Origin of the sequence: Halarcobacter sp., assembly GCF_963676935.1 — a bacterium.
Taxonomy (GTDB): domain Bacteria; phylum Campylobacterota; class Campylobacteria; order Campylobacterales; family Arcobacteraceae; genus Halarcobacter.
On the sequence record NZ_OY781470.1, the window covers coordinates 2,157,016 to 2,174,231 of the forward strand.

The window sequence follows — 17,216 nt, forward strand, 5'->3', positions numbered from 1 at the left end:
TTATCCATCAGTTATTAATGCAACTTTATAAAAACCAGCCTCTTTTACTGATTTTAAAACATGCATTATATCATCATAAATTAAACTTTTTTCTGCTCGAATATGGATAGGAGTTTTTCTGTCTTTACCCTTTGCAAAAAGTAAAAAGTTATCAGAAAAATTTTCTAAATCGTATCTTTTTTTATTTATCAATACTTTCCTATTTTTAGTTACTACTATATCAATTTTTTTTACAGCTTGAATTTGTTTTGAGGCACTTCCTTTAGGAAGATTAATTGGTTCTTCAAACTCAATCACAGGGGCAGTTACCATTAATATTGCTAAAAGTACTAGCATAATATCAACTAATGGTGTAATATTTAAATCAGGTTTTTGATTGTAATCGTACACTCTTAACCTTTAGCAATTAAAATTTGAGATTGTGCCTTTAAATAAGTATTTAACTCATAAACTTTTCTTACTAATATTTGATGAAAAGTATAAGCAAATATAGCTACAAAAATACCAGCTGCTGTTGCAACTAATGCTTCACTTATTGCAGGAGCAATAACAGAAAATCCAACTTTCGATTCATTTGAAAACTTTGCGAAAGATTCTAATATACCAACTACTGTTCCAAAAAGACCAACAAATGGTGAAGTTGATGCAATAATAGATAACCAAGTAATACCACTACTAGCATCTTTTATAATATTAATCTCACAAGCATGTAATATCTCTTTCGTATGTACAGAGTTTGAACATTTATTTAAAGAAGACATTGGACTAAGTGTTGCACTTCTAGATGTTAAATCATCCAAAGATTTTCTTTCGTTAAATATTAAAGATTTTAAAGATAAAAATCTATAAATAAAAAGCCAGAAACATATAATGAAGTAAAATGATAGTGTCAATAACACTAAAAGTGTTATTGCACTGCCATTATTTAAATAATTTAAAGCTGTATCAATCATCTACACTAATTCTATGCAAATGAATTAATTTTAGCTTCTACTGCTGCTAATGATACATTTGCATCTTTAACAGAGTTTACTAAGTCTTTTGCAGCTTCAATATTTTTAGCGATTTCAGAGTCAGCACCTGAAGTAAGTGCTACTGCTCCATCAACTAAAACATCTACAGAGCTTTCAGAAACTTTTACGTGTCCCCAGTTAATAGCCACTGCATCTGTTGAACCTGCTTTTTCAATAATAATTACGCCAACTGTTAATGATGATACTAAAGACGCGTGTCCTGGAAGGACACCAAACTCACCCTCTTTTCCAGGTAGAGTAACGCTTTTTACATCATCACTAAAAATTAGACCATTTGGTGCAACTATCGATAATTTTAATGTATCCATAAAGCCGCCTTTAATTATTTCATTCCTTCAGCTTTTGCTAAAACCTCGTCAATTCCACCAACCATATAGAATGCCATTTCTGGAATATCGTCATATTTACCATCTAAGATTCCTTTGAATCCTTCAATAGTGTCTTTTAACTCAACATATTTACCAGGAGAACCTGTAAATACTTCTGCAACGAAGAATGGTTGAGATAAGAATCTTTCAATTTTTCTAGCTCTAGCAACAACTAATTTATCTTCTTCAGATAACTCATCCATACCAAGAATTGCAATAATATCTTGTAAATCTTTATATTTTTGAAGTACTGATTGAACACCTCTTGCTACTGCATAGTGCTCTTCACCTAAGATATCTGCACTTAAGATTCTTGAAGTTGAATCTAGTGGATCAACCGCTGGGTAGATACCTTTTTCTGCAATTTTTCTGTTAAGTACTGTTGTAGCATCTAAGTGAGCAAAAACTGAAGCAGGAGCCGGGTCAGTTAAGTCATCTGCTGGTACATAAACAGCTTGAACAGAAGTAATTGAACCTTTATTAGTTGAAGTAATTCTTTCTTGTAATTTACCCATTTCTGAAGCAAGTGTTGGTTGATAACCAACCGCTGAAGGAATTCTTCCTAATAATGCTGACATCTCAGAACCTGATTGTGCAAATCTAAAGATGTTATCAACGAACATAAGTACATCAAGACCTTTTTCATCTCTGAAGTACTCAGCCATAGTAAGACCAGTTAATGCAATTCTATTTCTTGCACCTGGAGGCTCACTCATTTGACCATAACATAATGCAACTTTATCAAGTACATTAGAGTCTTTCATTTCGTAGTAAAGGTCATTACCTTCTCTTGTTCTTTCACCAACACCAGCAAATACTGAGTACCCAGAGTGTTTGAACGCAACATTATGGATAAGCTCCATAATAATAACTGTTTTACCAACACCAGCACCACCGAATAGTCCAACTTTACCACCTTTTGAATATGGTGCAAGTAAATCAACTACTTTGATACCTGTTTCAAACATTTCTGTTTTTGTAGATTGCTCTTCAAATGTTGGAGCAGCTCTGTGGATTGACCATCTAGTTGTATCTTCAGGAATTGCTTCACCTTCATCAACTGGATCACCAATTACGTTAAAAATTCTTCCAAGTACAGCTTCTCCAACTGGAACTTGAATTGGTCCACCTTGTGCAGTACACTCTTGACCTCTTTGTAAACCTTCAGTCATATCCATAGCAATAGTTCTAACTCTGCTATCTCCAATGTGTGCAGCAACCTCAAGAACTAATCTGTCTTTATTAGCATCTGCTAATGTAACTTCGATTGCTTCATTAATTTCTGGTAAGTATCCGTCGAACTCTACGTCAACTACTGGACCCATTACCTGAATAATATTACCTTTCATACGGGCAGCTCCTTTGTATTATTTTAATGCTTCAACACCACTGATAATCTCTATCAGCTCTGTTGTAATTGCAGCTTGTCTAGCTTTATTATATTCAACTGTTAAAGAGTTAACTCTATCTTTTGCATTATTAGTTGCAGCTTCCATAGCTTGCATTCTAGCAGAGTGCTCTGCTGCTAAAGAATCGATTAATGAGTAATACATATTGAAATCAATATATTTACCTGTTAATTCTTCTAACACTTCTTCATCATCATCTGGTTCTATCTCTAACATAGATGTTTCATTTTCAGAAACTTCAACATTATCTAAGCTAATTGGTAATAGCTCTGTTACTCTAATCTCTTGAGTAAGCATATTCAAGAATCCATTGTAAACTAATATTACTTTATCAGTTTCACCATTTTGGAAATCTTTAACTACTTCACCAATAAACTCAGCAGCTCTATCATAATCAGGAGCAGAAGATAAGTCTGAAACTTTTTGAGCTAATTCTTCACCTTGGAAAGTAAAATAATCAACACCTTTTCTTCCAGCTACTCTATATCTTACATTTGCACCTTTTGCTTTATACTCAGCTGCAAGTTTACTAACTGTTTTAATTGTTGCCATGTTAAAACCACCACAAAGACCTTTGTCAGCAGTTACAAAAACTAAATCAACAGTTTTTGGGTTCTCAACTGGGATAAATGCTTTATTAGTATTTCCCCCATCTTGAACATTGCTAACTCTGTTTGCGATCTCAGAAAGTACTGCATTAATCTTCTTTGCATAACTTCTAGATTGTTCAGACAATTGTCTAGTTCTAGTAAGTTTTGCAGAAGATACAAGCTTCATAGCTTTTGTAGTCTTCTGAGTGTTTTTAACACTTCCAATTTTTAATTTTATCTCTTTTAAGTTAGCCATAGACTATCCTTATTTAGCATTAAAAACAGTTTTAAACTCTTCTAATGCAGCTTTTAATGCTGTTTCTGTTTCATCATCTAATTTTTTCTTAGATTTAATGTCATCTAAAATATTTGCATATTTTTGCTCAATGAAAGTGTGTAACTCATCTTCATATTTAACAACATCACCAACAGCTACATCATTTAAGTAACCTTTAGTACCAGCATAAATAATTACAATTTGTTTTTCAATAACTAATGGTTTATTAACACCTTGTTTAAGTACTTCAACCATTCTTTGACCAAGTTCTAACTCTTTTCTAGTAGACTCATCAAGATCTGATGCGAACTGTGCAAATGCTTCTAACTCTCTAAACTGAGCAAGTGATAATTTTAATGTACCAGCAACTTGTTTAGTAGCTTTAATTTGTGCAGCACCACCAACCCTTGATACTGATAAACCAACGTTAATTGCAGGTCTAATACCTGAGTTAAATAGGTTTGTTTCAAGGAAAATTTGACCATCTGTAATAGAAATAACGTTTGTTGGAATATATGCCGCAACGTCTCCTGCTTGTGTCTCAATAATTGGTAATGCAGTCATAGACCCAGCACCATTTTCATCAGACATTTTAGCAGCTCTTTCTAATAATCTTGAGTGTAGATAGAATACATCCCCTGGGAATGCCTCTCTACCTGGAGGTCTTCTTAATAATAAAGACATCTCTCTATATGCAACCGCATGTTTTGATAAATCATCATAAACGATTAACGCATGTTTACCGTTATCTCTAAAATACTCACCAATAGTAACACCTGTATAAGGAGCTAAGAATTGTAATGCTGAAGATTCAGAAGCACCTGCATTTACAACAATTGTATAGTCCATAGCACCAGAGTCTTCTAAAGTTCTAACAACAGAAGCAACAGAAGAAGCTTTTTGACCAATTGCAACATAAATACAAACAACATCTTCACCTTTTTGGTTAAGAATTGTATCAATAGCAACTGTAGATTTACCAGTTTGTCTATCACCAATAATAAGCTCTCTTTGACCTCTTCCTATTGGAACTAGTGCATCAATTGCTTTAATACCAGTTTGTAGTGGTTCATGTACTGATTTTCTAGCCATGATTCCAGGAGCTTTTTCTTCAACAAATCTTGATTCAGAAGATTCAATAGCACCTTTACCATCAATTGGGTCACCTAGAGCATTTACAACTCTACCTACCATAGCTTCACCAACTGGAGTCTCTAGAAGTTTACCTAATCTTTTACAAGAAGAACCTTCTCTAAGACCATCTCCAGATCCAAGTACAACAACACCAACTGAAGACTCTTCTAAGTTTGAAGCAAGACCTCTCTCACCATTTTCAAACTCTACAAGCTCCCCAGCCATAACATTTTTAAGACCATAAACTTGAGCAATACCATCTGCAAAAGAGATGATTTTACCTGTTTCATTTACATCTACATTTAATTCAAAGTTATCAATTCTCTCTTTTATGATAGAACTGATTTCGTCTGCTTGAATTTTTGCACCCATTCAATTTCTCCTTTATAAATTCTAAACTGCTTTTAAAATATGATCAATCATTTGTGATTTAAGTCTCTCTTTAGAGAACGAAATCTCAACACCAAGAGAATCAATATCTACTTTGATACCATCATAATCACAAACATTTTGTGATAGTGTTAACTTAACATCAAATTTTTTACTAAATTGTTTCTCAATTGAAGAAACATAGTCAGTAGTTAATTCTTTGTTAGTGTAAACTACACCTGTATATGTATTATTCATTTTAGCGATTTTTGTTTCTAATTCAGTTACAATTGCTGGAATTAGATCTAATCTTTTATTTGTTCCAAGTAGTTTGATAAAGTTACTTAACTCATCACTACTTTTTTCTAAAAATGAAATAACCAATTCTACTTTTTCAGTACTTTTAACTTCAGATGAAGCAAGTATTGAATTAAACTTCTCATCACAAAATGCTGCTGAGATAGTTTTTAAATCATTACAAATAGCAGTTGCAGACTCTACATCTCTACCATCCAATAATGCTTTTACATATCTTTTTGCTATTAAATCATTCATTACGCTACCTTCTTAAGAACAATGTTTGCTAACTCATCTTGAGTTAAAGAAACATTTTCTGAACTTAATAGCTCATCAAGCACTTCAGAAACAATTTGTCTCTTTGTTTTCGATGTTTCAACTTTGATTCTTTCATCAAAAGTTTTCTCTAAATTAGCGATTTCAGCATCTACTGCATCTGAAACTCTTTTCTTAACTGAATCTACATCAGCTTTTGCACCATCAACAATCTCTGTTGCTAAGGCTTTAGCTTCTTCAAGTTTTTTGTTAGCTTCTTCAACTTTATCTTGAGATGCTTTTAAAGAATCTTGTACTTTATCAAGCTCAGCTTGAATAGAAGCAGTTCTTCCAGCAAAATATGCTTTAATCTTATCAGCAAGTAAATACCATAAAATTCCAGCAAAGATAATAAAGTTAACGGTTCTTTGAATTATATCTGTTTCCGCACCTTCACTATTAGCAAATAACGCCACAGGAGCTAAAGCTGCTAATCCAATCAATAATAATTTTTTCAACTTCAACCTCCCTTTTAAATTGAGCTAATCTTAGCTTTTAGGCTCTCATTAAATTGAGGCATTGCAGCTACTAACGACTCTTTTAAAGCTTTCGCCTCTTCTTCTAATTCTTTAGAAAAATTAACTGATTTAGCTTCAAGCTCTTCTTTAGCACTTGCAAGTTTTGCATCAGCTACTTCTTTTGCTTCAGTATATGCTTGTTCTCTAACAGCAGCCGCTTCTTTTTTAGCCTCAGCAAGAATATGACTTGCTTCCTCTAAAATACCATCTACATTTGCAGAGTTCGATTGAGCATCTTTTAAATCTTTTTTAATAGATTCTGCTCTATCGTCCATATGCTTTAATAGTGGTACGAATAAACAACTGTTTAGTCTAGCAACAACTAGAAGAAAGATGATTGCTGAACCAAGCAACAATACAGGACTTATGTCTAACATTCATTCCTCCATATTTTTTACAGTTTAGTTTGACTAAAACTGACTATATATTATCGAAAAGAATTATAAAATTTTATTAAAATGTAGGTTTTCGTAAAAGAAATTTAAAAAGTGTTACCAAAGTAGTTAGAAATTTTCTCAATGTCCTCTTGAGACCTAATTTCTATCTTAAAATAGTTTTTTTCAGCTTTAACTTTTAAATCAGATTTTTGTAGATTTTCAATAGCTTTTTCTAAAGGTTTAAAGTCATAAACTTTTTTCTGTTTTTTAGAAGGTTTTTTATCTTCACTATCTTTATTTGATTTTAATTCTCTAACAAGATTTTCAGTTTCTCTAACAGAAAGCTTTTGTCCATAAATTGAATCAGCAACTTTCTTTTGTAAATCTTCATCAAGTCCTAACATAATTTTACCATGTCCAGCAGAGATTTTATTGTTTGCTAACATTTGTTGTACATAAGACGATAATTGTAATAATCTTAAAGTGTTTGTTATAGATGTTCTACTTTTGAATACTCTTTTTGCTAACTCTTCGTGAGTAATAGCGTGTTCGTTAATAAGTTGTGCATAAGAGTAAGCTAATTCAATAATATTTAAATCATCTCTTTGAATATTTTCAATAAGTGCAAGTTCTCTTAATTTGAACTCTTCAATATCGATAATTGTTGCTTTTATTGTATCCAAATTTGCTAATTTATGGGCTCTTAGTCTTCTTTCCCCTGCAACAAGAATATAACCACCTTTACCATCTTCTCTAACAGTAACAGGTTGTAATAGTCCATGTTCAACAATTGAATCGCTTAACTCTCTTAATTTATCTTCATCAAATATTTTTCTTGGTTGGTTAGGGTTTGGTTTAATTAAATCTACACTTAATTCCATAATAGAATTATTGTAATGATTTGTATTATTACTATTTGAGTTAGTATATGCTGTCTCAACTTCACCTAATAATTCACCTAATCCTCTACCTAACGCCATTTGACAAATCCTAATTTAAATTTATTTAACCTGCAATTGCACGTGCAAGGTTTGTATATGCTTTTGTACCAATTGCTGATGAATCATAAAGCATAATTGGTTTTCCAAAACTTGGAGATTCTGCAAGCTTAATATTTCTTGGAATAACTACATATGATGATTGATCAATCTTAAATAGTTTATTCTCAAAATGTTGTGCAAGGTCTGCAAAAACTTGTTTTGATAAGTTATTTTGAGAACTATACATAGTTGGTAAAAATCCTCTTATCTGCAGTTGCCTATTAATAGTTTGCTTAACTAATTTAATTGTATTTAATAATTGTGCTAAACCTTCCAATGCAAAGAATTCACATTGAATAGGAATTAATACAGAATTAGATGCACTAAGTGTATTAATAGTAATTGGTCCTAATGCTGGTGGCGAATCAATTATAATATAATCATAATCTTTTCTAATTGGATCAATTTTTCTTTTTAATACCAATTCTCTATCTTTTAAATTTTTATAGAACTCTTTTTCTATTCCAACTAAACCTATATTTGAGGGCGCAACTTTTAAATTTTCAATTTCTGAGTCTAAAATAATCTCATTTAGCTCTTTTGTACCTAGCATAACATGGTAAATGTTATATTCATAAGTATCTCTGTGAAAACCTAAAGATGTTGTTGCATTAGCTTGTGGGTCAGCATCAATTAATAATACTTTTTTACCCTCTAAGGCTAAGGCTGCACTCAAATTAACCGCAGTAGTAGTCTTACCTACACCACCTTTTTGATTTGCAATTGCAATTACTTCTGTCATCTTAAACTAAAAACCCTTGTGTTATTGATTTCTATAGAACCATCACTAAACAAAATGGCATTTTCCAAAGAAATTTTTTTATTATTTATTGTAGCTTTAAATTTTCTGCTTTTTTGAAATTCTATCTTAAATTGACTAAAAATATCCTTCCAAGAGATTCTTTTTTCCAAAGAATCGAAATAAATTTCTAAACACTCTTTTTTATCAATTTTTATATCAAGTTTACCAAATTCATCAGATACATCTAAAAGATTTAAGCCTATTCCACAATATATCAAATCTTTAGTTACAGTTGTAATAGTCCCACCAATTTTTTTATTATCTATATAAAAATCATTTGGCCACTTCAACCATAAATTCGAACCTTTAGAAGAAAGTATATTTTTTAAAAGAAAAGAAAAATATATTGAAGCACTTTGAATTTCCAAATCTTTTGGCAATTCATCTTTTTTTAAAACAAAAGAAAAAAATAAATTTCCTTTTTTCCCAGTCCAAGAGTTTCCTCTACTTCCCTGTCCATTTGTTTGCATTTCAGTACTTATACAAATTGGATAAGAATATCCCTCTTTATTTATAAGTTCTTTTAAATATGTATGTGTTGAATCGATTTCATCTAAAAAAATAATTTTCATAAAACATTATAACTTATATTTTTTCAATATATAATAAAATATAATAATTTTAAAACAGCTTAGTATTAATTTAATATATCACCTTGAGATAATCTTTTACCCCTAATAAAATCTAAAGCACTATTGGCTTTTTTTGATGGAGCTTGTATAGTTGAAATAAGAATTTTTCCTTTTTTGCATCCAATAATAACACCCTTTTCATCAAAAGATATAATTTTACCTTCAGTATTTTTACTATCTATATCAATTAATTCTATATCTTTTAATTTTAAGCCTGATTCTAAAAATACACCTGGCCAATAAGAATATGCTTTATATTTTAAAAAAAGCTTCTTAGCACTTTTAAAATTAACTAATCCATACTCTTTTTTTATTTTTCTACAGAAACTAACTTCAGACTCATTTTGTTTTTTTGGATTTATTAACTCAAAATTATCTAATGTAGTTATAGTTAATTTTGCAGCTATTGATGATAACTTATCAAAAGCCTCTTTTACTTCCATTGTAGGAGTTATTTTTAGATATTGTAATGCTAAAATATCACCACTATCAAGTCCCTCTTCCATAAACATTGAAGTTACACCTGTAAATTCGTCATCATTTAGTAGAGATTCTTGTATTGGACTTGCACCTCTATATTTTGGTAGTAATGAAGCATGAAGATTTATACATGGAGCTATATTTAAAATCTCTTTAGGCAAAATCTGCCCATATGCAGCTACAATTATAAAATCTGGTTTTAAATTTTCAATTTGATTTCTCGCTTCTTCATTTCCTCTTAGTTTTTCTGGTTGAAAAATTGGTAAATCAATAGAGTTATCTATACAATATTGTTTTATATGCGGAGCAGTAATAACTTGTTTTCTTCCTACAGGTTTATCAGGTTGTGTAAAAAGTCCTATCACTTCATATTGACTATTAAGTAACTCCTTAAAAATCTCAGTTGCATAATCTGGGGTTCCCATAAATAGAACTTTTTTACTCATTATAATCCTTTCAATTTTTTCTAAAGAAAATAGTTATCTACAATATTAGCTCTGAATAATGACCCACTATTATGGTTATCATCTACTAAAAAATCCCATGCATTAGTTAAATCAAATCCTGAACTTAAATACATAGGAATTCCTTTTTTCATAACATAATCTGCTGCTTTTAATTTTGTAACAATTCCACCTGTAGCAAATTCTGAATTTGGAGTGTGTTTCATCTCTAATTCATACTCTTCAATCTTATCAACTATTTTTCGCATCTTTGCATCTTTATTTTCATGTGGATTTGAATCATATAAACCATCCACATCAGATAAAATAACTAATAAATCTGCACCAAAGAAATATGCAGCCCTTGCTGCTAGTTGGTCATTGTCTCCAATTAATAATTCTTGATTTGCAATTACATCATTTTCATTTAAAATTGGGATAATATCATTTTCAAGAAGAATCTCCATAACGCCTCTTGCATTTTTAGAACGTCTTCTTGAATCAAAATCCTCTTCAACTAAAAGCATTTGTGCACATTTTAAGTCATGTTCTCTAAATCTTTTTTTATAAAATTTCATCAATAAAGGTTGACCAATTGCTGCCAAAGCTTGTCTATTTAATATAAGTTTTCTATCAAGGTTAAGTTTTGTATTACCAGCTGCTACAGCACCTGAACTAACAAGTATAACCTCATTATTTTTTTCTTTTTTTAATTTAGCAATTAAATCAACTAAATTATTAAGTCTAGTAACAGCTAATACATCATCTTCTCTTAAAACTGCACTACCAACTTTAATTACTATTCTTTTATTTTTTTGTTCCATAATTATTTATTTTGTCCTATTAAATCATATAGTGCAAACTTAATAGAGTTTGTATTTAAATGTGTTACAGAAGATAAAGGTAAAACAAAAAATGGTTTACTTTCATCAAATTTATTAAATGTTAAATCTTGAACATAATAAGGTAGAGTCTTATCAAATCCATAATCATTTGACTGGGCAACTTCTAAACCTAATTCATTTATAAAAGCTTTTATATCACCTTCAAGATCTTCACCATAATAAGCATCAATTTTTGTTAATGCTATAGCAAAATTTCTTCCACTTAATTCTTCTGAAAACTTCTTAACCTCTTCTTTTAATACTTTGTATTGGTCAATAATTGTTCTATAGTTTGCAACATCAATCATAAATAATAAAGTTTTTGTTCTTTCAATATGTTTCAAAAACTCTATTCCCAAACCTCTTCCATCGCTTGCACCATCAATTATTCCTGGAATATCAGCCATAACAAAAGAGCTATATTCTCCTACTTCAACCACACCTAATTTTGGTGTTAAAGTAGTAAACTCATAATTTGCAATCTCTGGACTAGCATTTGAAGTTGTAGAGATTAAAGTTGATTTACCAACATTTGGATATCCAACTAACCCTACATCTGCAATAAGCTTTAGCTCAAGCCTTAATTCTAAACTCTGACCGGGTAGTCCCGGTTGGGCATATGTAGGTCTTTGATTTCTTGAATTTTTAAAGTGAGTATTACCTAATCCACCTTTTCCACCTTCAAGAAGCAACTCTTTTTGTCCCTCTTCTAACATATCAAGAAGAACCTCTCCTGTATTATTATCAATAATTTGTGTTCCTGGAGGTACAACTAAAACTAAAGACTCTGCAGACTTTCCAGTTTTATTTCTTCCTTCTCCAGGTTTACCATTATTTGCTTTTAATACTGTCCTACCTTTAAACCAAGATAGTGTATCAGTATTGTTGTCTACTTGAAAATAGACATCTCCACCTTTTCCACCATCTCCACCATCAGGTCCACCTTTTACAACAAATTTTTCTCTTCTAAAAGAGGCACAACCTTGTCCACCTTTTCCTGATGATACAGTAAATTTTACACTATCTACAAACACGACTACTCCATTATATATTAAACGTTTATACTTCTACAGTATATTATAACTCTTTTTTAAACACTATTTCTACTAATTACTATAATAACTAAAATAATACTACTTAAAACAAAATTATAGTTTATTAAACAAAAAAAGGGTGTAGGCAAAAGCACTACACCCTTTAAAAACAATTACCTTTTAGCTTATTAAGAAGCGTAAACAGATACTTTTTTTCTATCTTTATCTTTTACTTCGAATTTAACTACACCATCAATTAATGCGTAAATTGTATGATCTTTACCGATACCTACATTTTCACCACAGTGTACTTTTGTTCCTCTTTGTCTAACAATGATGTTTCCAGCTCTTACAACTTCACCACCATATTTTTTAACACCTAGTCTTTTACCAGCTGAATCTCTATTATTTTGAGTAGATCCTTGACCTTTCTTGTGAGCCATACTTTATCTCCTTAAACTTATGCAGCGATTTTAGTAATTCTAACTTTAGTGAAGCTTCTTCTGAAACCTCTTTTTAATTTAGAATCTTTTCTTCTTCTTTTTTTGTAAATGATAACTTTTTTATCTCTATTTACACCAGTTCCATCTAATACTACTTCAGCTTCAACTTTAGCAGTAGAAACAGCATCACCAGTTTTTAGCTCACCATCATTGATAGCTAAAACGTCAGTAATTTCTAATGTTTCTTTAGCAGCTTTTCCAGTATAGTCAAGATCTAAGATATCACCCTCAGAAACCTTATACTGTTTACCACCACACTTAATAATTGCGTACATATTCCAATCCTCTAATTTATCAATCTTTTAATAACTATTACATTTAACGGGACGGAATAATAGCCAATATTAGTTTAAACTTTCTTTAAGCGAAACTATATTTTTACTTTTATCTAAAATCTATTGGTAAGGCAACTGCATCCATAACAACCATAGAATTCATCGGTAATTCCTTTGCTGCAACAGTTGTTCTAGCAGGTTTATGTTCACCAAATGCTTCAGCAAAAAGTACATTTACAACACCAAAATCATCCATATTTTCTAAATGTACATTAACTTTTATAACTTTATCCATTGCACTTTGAGAATCTTCTAACAAAATTTTTAAATTTTCTAAAACTTGTCTTGTTTGTTTTTTGATATCTCTTTCTACAAGTTCACCATCTGCTGTTAATGGTATTTGCGCCGATGTATAAATAAAACCATTTGCTCTAATTGCTTGAGAGTATGGTCCAATTGCCTCTGGTAAGTTTTTACTTTCTAATAATTCCATTTTTTCCCTTTTGTTCATTACATAAACAAAAATTTTACAAAAATTATTATAAATTATAACTTACTAATTTACCTTGTTTTAATTGATATATGTTATCTTTAATTTTTCTAAGAAGATTTGCTTTTTCTCTAAAAGCTAAAGTTTGATTATATTGAATAGTTCTTAATTCATTTGTATAAAATTTTAAAAGTAAAACTAATAACTCATCTTTTAATCTTGAATCATCATATATTTCTAATTTTTCATTTAATAATATACCCATTAATCTGTTATCTTTATTATCAGATAATAAAATTTCAAACTCATCTCTGTGAAACTCAAACATTGAAGCATCAATAATATCTAAAACAGAATCTAACCTATCAGGCTTTTCCAATATCGATTTTATAATACAAAGTTCTCCAATATCTATTTTTGTTAAATTAGCCTCTTGTTTTCTTACATTATCTGATGATACTTTTATAAGGCTCTCTCTAATATTTAGTTTTTGTGCAATATATCTTTTATACTCATCTTGATATATCTCTCCTAATGATTTTAAATAATCATTGGCTTCATATAATGCCTTTTGTTTTTGGCTAGGATTATTAATATCATATTTTCCAATTATATAATCAATTGCAAAAGGGATAAAAGATGTTGGATTTGCAAAAATTCTATTAAGTTCTTCAACTTTCCCATCTTTTACCATATCTGCAGGATCTTTTCCCTCTCCAAAGATCACAACTCCACCTTCAAATTCACTTTGACTTAACATAACTGAAGCTTTAAAAGCTGCATTTAATCCTGCTTTATCACCATCATATGCAACTATAACTTGTGGTTCTCCACGTCTAAGTAAGGGTAAATGATCCTTAGTAAGTGCTGTTCCAAGTGTGGCCACAGCAGTAGTAAATCCAGCTTGATGTAACATAATAACATCAAGATATCCTTCTGTTACAATAATTCTATTTCTTTTATAGATACTCTCTTTAGCAATGTTATAACCATATAAAAGTTTTGATTTATTAAAAACTTTTGTTTGTGGTGAATTTACATATTTTGCATTATGCCCTGTTATGGTTCTACCACCAAATCCAACTATTTTTCCACTAATTGAATATATAGGGAAAGTGATTCTTTCTATAAACCTAGAATATAAACCATTATGTCCTGTATCTATTAAACCTAACTCTTTTGCATCTGCCAAATTAAAATAATTGTTTTTTAAAAAATTAATCGTGTCATGAGATGAAGGGGCATATCCAATCTCAAATTTTTCAATAGAAAATTCTGAAATCCCTCTACTAATCATATAATCTTTTGCAACTTTATTGTTTACGAAAAGTTTTTGATAAAACTTATTAACCTCTTCTATAACTTTAAAATCTTGTTTTTTTTGATTGTTATTATTATCATATTGAAGAGTAACATTATACATAGAAGCTAGTTTTTCTATAGCTTCTGGGTAAGAGAGTTTTTCATACTCCATTACAAACTTAATTGAATCTCCACCTGCACCACATCCAAAGCAATGATAGATTTGTTTTTGTGGGCTTACCACAAATGAAGGAGTATCTTCTCCATGGAAAGGGCAACACGCTTTAAAATTTGCACCACTTTTTTTTAGTTCAAGAGATTGAGAAATGACATCAACTATGTCAAGGTGGTTTTTAAGATTTTCAATAGAGTCTTTTGTTATCATTTGGGGATTATACCAAATATATACAGAAACTATCACTTAAATCCAAAATTTTTATTTAGTATCTATTTAATTTATGTTATATTATCTTCTTAAAATAAAATAGATAAGGTTTTAATTGGACAGTTTAGTCTTAGAGTATAGAGATCCATTATTCGGTATTATTGTTTTTTTTACTCTTATTTTTATTATTTCATTTCTTACTTATTCATTCTCTTTATATAAAGAGAAAAAAGCAAGAAAAGATTATAGGAAACTCTTAAGAAGATTTGAAATAGGTAAATTAAAAGAAGAAGACTATGTGCATCTATATAAAACATATAATCTACCTTTTGACTCAATTATTCTCTTAGCTTCAACTTTTGTTCACAAGGGAAATTACACTAAAGCAATATCTGTTTACCTAACACTTTTAGAGCATGTAACAGATAGAGTTAAAAAAGAGGAACTTCTTGAACTTTTAGGTAGTACCTATTTTAAAAGTGGATTTATGCAAAGAGCTAAAGAGATATTTTTGAGAATTTTAAAATTTTCTCCAAGAAATATAAATGCGTTAAACTATCTTTTAATTATAAATGAAAAACTAAAAGATTATCAAAGTGCACAAGAGACTATTGAATGTTTAGAAGAAGTTGGGGTAGATATTAAAAAAGATAAAATTTATATTGATACTTTAACTATTATAAACGACCCTATAGAGTCTTTTGAAAAGAAAAGTGAAAAGCTTTACGAAATTTTTAAAGAAAATCCAGAAATACAAAGATTGATTGTCCAATTTTACTTACAATACAATAAAAAGTTCTTTTGGGAACATTTAAATGAATTTGATTTTAAAAAACTTATTGATTTGATGTGGTATTTAAACTTTGATGACCTTGATTTTGATAAAATATCACAAAATAAAATTTTAAATGAACTATACAATGCAAAAGGTTATTTAAAAACAATTAAACATAGTAATGATTTTGTATTTGATATTTTAATTGCGTTAAATAACCATGAACATAAAATCCCTGCAACTATAGATTTTGAGTTTATGTGTAGTTCATGTAAACAAATACATCCTATTTTTGATTCAAGATGTCCACATTGCCATTCTATTTTAACATTAAATGTAAAACACAATTTAGTAAAGAGTTTAAATGAAACAAATCAATCTCTACAGTGATGGTTCATCTTTAGGGAATCCAGGCCCTGGTGGTTGGGGAACAATATTAGAATATAATGGCAAAGAAAAAGAGCTTAGTGGTGGTCAACTAGATACTACTAATAATCAAATGGAATTAAAAGGTGTTATAGAAGGATTAAAAGCTTTAAAAGAACCCTGCGAAGTATTTATTGTTTCTGATTCAAGTTATGTTGTAAAAGGAATAAACGAATGGTTAGAGGGTTGGGTTAGAAACAATTGGAGAAATGCTTCAAAAAAACCTGTAAAAAATGTTGAACTTTGGCAAGAGTATTTAGAGGTTTCAAAACCACATAAAGTATATGCAAAGTGGGTTAAAGGTCATGCTGGGCATGAACATAATGAAAGATGTGATATACTTGCGCGTACATTTGCAGAAAAATTAAAAGAGGAATAAAAAATGACAGACTATTCAAAATTAGAAAAGTGTTTGGCTTATCAGTTTAAAAACAAAGATCTGATAATCGAAGCACTTACCCATAAAAGTTATAAGAAACCTTATAACAATGAGAGGTTAGAGTTTTTAGGTGATGCTGTACTTAATTTAATTGTGGGAGAGTATCTTTTCAAAAAATTTCCAAACTCAAATGAAGGAGATTTATCTAAAATCAGAGCTAGTTTAGTAAATGAAACAGGATTTACAAAACTTGCAAATGATATAAAATTGGGTGAATATATCTTTATTTCAAATGCTGAAGAAAGAAACAAAGGAAGAAGTAAGGCTTCTATTCTTTCAGATGCTTTTGAAGCTATAATGGGTGCTATATATTTAGAATCAGGTTTAGAGGTTTTAAAGCCAATTATTTTAAAACTTTTAGAAAACTCATATGATAAAATCAATTTAGATGTATTATTTAGTGATTATAAAACTGCTTTACAAGAGATTACACAAGCTGAGTTTGGAACAATACCTGAGTATAAAATTGAGGGTTCATATGGACCTGACCATAAAAAAGAGTTTGAAGTATCAATTTGGATTGATGGAAAAACATATGGTAAAGCTATAGGCAAAAGTAAAAAACTTGCGCAACAAGCAGTTGCAAAAATCGCTATTGATAAGTTGAAAGGATAAGAT

At 30.1% G+C, this 17,216-nt stretch carries 22 protein-coding genes; 3 read left to right on the forward strand and 19 right to left on the reverse strand.

Annotated features, from left to right (window positions below):
* The 19 genes from ACKU4C_RS10545 to dnaG form a co-directional block, all read right to left on the reverse strand.
* Entirely contained in the window at positions 1-390 is a 390-nt protein-coding gene (locus ACKU4C_RS10545; RefSeq protein WP_321311815.1) for a biopolymer transporter ExbD, read from the reverse strand.
* 2 nt (positions 391-392) lie between these two features.
* On the reverse strand, positions 393-953 hold the full coding sequence (locus tag ACKU4C_RS10550) for a MotA/TolQ/ExbB proton channel family protein (RefSeq protein ID WP_321311816.1): 561 nt from the start codon (positions 951-953) through the stop codon (positions 393-395).
* A gap of 11 nt (positions 954-964) precedes the next feature.
* A complete protein-coding gene (gene atpC, locus ACKU4C_RS10555) occupies positions 965-1,342 on the reverse strand; it encodes an ATP synthase F1 subunit epsilon (RefSeq protein ID WP_320034700.1) in 378 nt (125 codons plus the stop codon).
* Positions 1,343-1,356: 14 nt separating this feature from the next.
* Positions 1,357-2,751: a F0F1 ATP synthase subunit beta gene (gene atpD, locus ACKU4C_RS10560; RefSeq protein ID WP_321311817.1), complete on the reverse strand. Its 1,395-nt coding sequence runs from the start codon at positions 2,749-2,751 to the stop codon at positions 1,357-1,359.
* Between the two features lie 18 nt (positions 2,752-2,769).
* Positions 2,770-3,657 carry an ATP synthase F1 subunit gamma gene (atpG, locus tag ACKU4C_RS10565; RefSeq protein ID WP_321311818.1) on the reverse strand — a complete coding sequence of 296 codons (888 nt, stop codon included), beginning with the start codon at positions 3,655-3,657 and terminating at the stop codon, positions 2,770-2,772.
* A gap of 9 nt (positions 3,658-3,666) precedes the next feature.
* Positions 3,667-5,184: a F0F1 ATP synthase subunit alpha gene (gene atpA, locus ACKU4C_RS10570; protein ID WP_321311819.1), complete on the reverse strand. Its 1,518-nt coding sequence runs from the start codon at positions 5,182-5,184 to the stop codon at positions 3,667-3,669.
* 21 nt (positions 5,185-5,205) lie between these two features.
* Positions 5,206-5,736 (reverse strand): F0F1 ATP synthase subunit delta, encoded by a 531-nt coding sequence (locus ACKU4C_RS10575; protein ID WP_321311820.1) that lies wholly within the window; start codon positions 5,734-5,736, stop codon positions 5,206-5,208.
* Complete coding sequence (locus ACKU4C_RS10580; protein ID WP_321311821.1) at positions 5,736-6,251, reverse strand: F0F1 ATP synthase subunit B; 516 nt, start codon at positions 6,249-6,251, stop codon at positions 5,736-5,738. Before ACKU4C_RS10580 ends, ACKU4C_RS10575 begins: the two co-directional genes overlap by 1 nt.
* Positions 6,252-6,265: 14 nt before the next feature.
* Entirely contained in the window at positions 6,266-6,688 is a 423-nt protein-coding gene (locus ACKU4C_RS10585) for a F0F1 ATP synthase subunit B' (protein ID WP_320034706.1), read from the reverse strand.
* Positions 6,689-6,792: 104 nt separating this feature from the next.
* A complete protein-coding gene (locus ACKU4C_RS10590) occupies positions 6,793-7,668 on the reverse strand; it encodes a ParB/RepB/Spo0J family partition protein (protein WP_321311822.1) in 876 nt (291 codons plus the stop codon).
* A gap of 25 nt (positions 7,669-7,693) precedes the next feature.
* Positions 7,694-8,470, reverse strand: coding sequence for an AAA family ATPase (locus ACKU4C_RS10595; RefSeq protein ID WP_321311823.1), 777 nt, complete (start codon positions 8,468-8,470; stop codon positions 7,694-7,696).
* Positions 8,467-9,102, reverse strand: coding sequence for a biotin--[acetyl-CoA-carboxylase] ligase (locus ACKU4C_RS10600; protein WP_321311824.1), 636 nt, complete (start codon positions 9,100-9,102; stop codon positions 8,467-8,469). The genes ACKU4C_RS10595 and ACKU4C_RS10600 overlap by 4 nt, the downstream gene beginning before the upstream one ends.
* Positions 9,103-9,167: 65 nt before the next feature.
* Positions 9,168-10,088 (reverse strand): methionyl-tRNA formyltransferase, encoded by a 921-nt coding sequence (gene fmt, locus ACKU4C_RS10605; protein WP_321311825.1) that lies wholly within the window; start codon positions 10,086-10,088, stop codon positions 9,168-9,170.
* A gap of 20 nt (positions 10,089-10,108) precedes the next feature.
* The gene (gene proB / locus ACKU4C_RS10610; protein WP_321311826.1) at positions 10,109-10,909 is read right to left on the reverse strand and encodes a glutamate 5-kinase; all 801 of its coding nucleotides are present in this window, start codon (positions 10,907-10,909) and stop codon (positions 10,109-10,111) included.
* A gap of 2 nt (positions 10,910-10,911) precedes the next feature.
* The gene (obgE, locus tag ACKU4C_RS10615) at positions 10,912-12,003 is read right to left on the reverse strand and encodes a GTPase ObgE (RefSeq protein WP_321311827.1); all 1,092 of its coding nucleotides are present in this window, start codon (positions 12,001-12,003) and stop codon (positions 10,912-10,914) included.
* Positions 12,004-12,191: 188 nt separating this feature from the next.
* Positions 12,192-12,446 carry a 50S ribosomal protein L27 gene (rpmA, locus tag ACKU4C_RS10620; RefSeq protein ID WP_320034713.1) on the reverse strand — a complete coding sequence of 85 codons (255 nt, stop codon included), beginning with the start codon at positions 12,444-12,446 and terminating at the stop codon, positions 12,192-12,194.
* A 17-nt stretch (positions 12,447-12,463) separates the two neighbouring features.
* On the reverse strand, positions 12,464-12,781 hold the full coding sequence (gene rplU / locus ACKU4C_RS10625; protein WP_321311828.1) for a 50S ribosomal protein L21: 318 nt from the start codon (positions 12,779-12,781) through the stop codon (positions 12,464-12,466).
* A 109-nt stretch (positions 12,782-12,890) separates the two neighbouring features.
* Positions 12,891-13,274, reverse strand: coding sequence for a Rid family detoxifying hydrolase (locus ACKU4C_RS10630; RefSeq protein WP_321311829.1), 384 nt, complete (start codon positions 13,272-13,274; stop codon positions 12,891-12,893).
* A 46-nt stretch (positions 13,275-13,320) separates the two neighbouring features.
* Complete coding sequence (gene dnaG, locus ACKU4C_RS10635; protein WP_321315871.1) at positions 13,321-14,958, reverse strand: DNA primase; 1,638 nt, start codon at positions 14,956-14,958, stop codon at positions 13,321-13,323.
* 115 nt (positions 14,959-15,073) lie between these two features.
* Between dnaG and ACKU4C_RS10640 the strand changes: the two genes are divergently transcribed.
* Genes ACKU4C_RS10640 through rnc form a run of 3 tightly spaced genes read left to right on the forward strand, consistent with a single transcriptional unit; the run spans position 15,074 to position 17,213 of the window.
* On the forward strand, positions 15,074-16,123 hold the full coding sequence (locus ACKU4C_RS10640) for a tetratricopeptide repeat protein (RefSeq protein ID WP_321311830.1): 1,050 nt from the start codon (positions 15,074-15,076) through the stop codon (positions 16,121-16,123).
* A complete protein-coding gene (gene rnhA / locus ACKU4C_RS10645; protein WP_321311831.1) occupies positions 16,098-16,538 on the forward strand; it encodes a ribonuclease HI in 441 nt (146 codons plus the stop codon). Before ACKU4C_RS10640 ends, rnhA begins: the two co-directional genes overlap by 26 nt.
* Positions 16,539-16,541: 3 nt before the next feature.
* Positions 16,542-17,213 carry a ribonuclease III gene (gene rnc, locus ACKU4C_RS10650; protein ID WP_321311832.1) on the forward strand — a complete coding sequence of 224 codons (672 nt, stop codon included), beginning with the start codon at positions 16,542-16,544 and terminating at the stop codon, positions 17,211-17,213.
* Positions 17,214-17,216 lie beyond the last annotated feature (3 nt).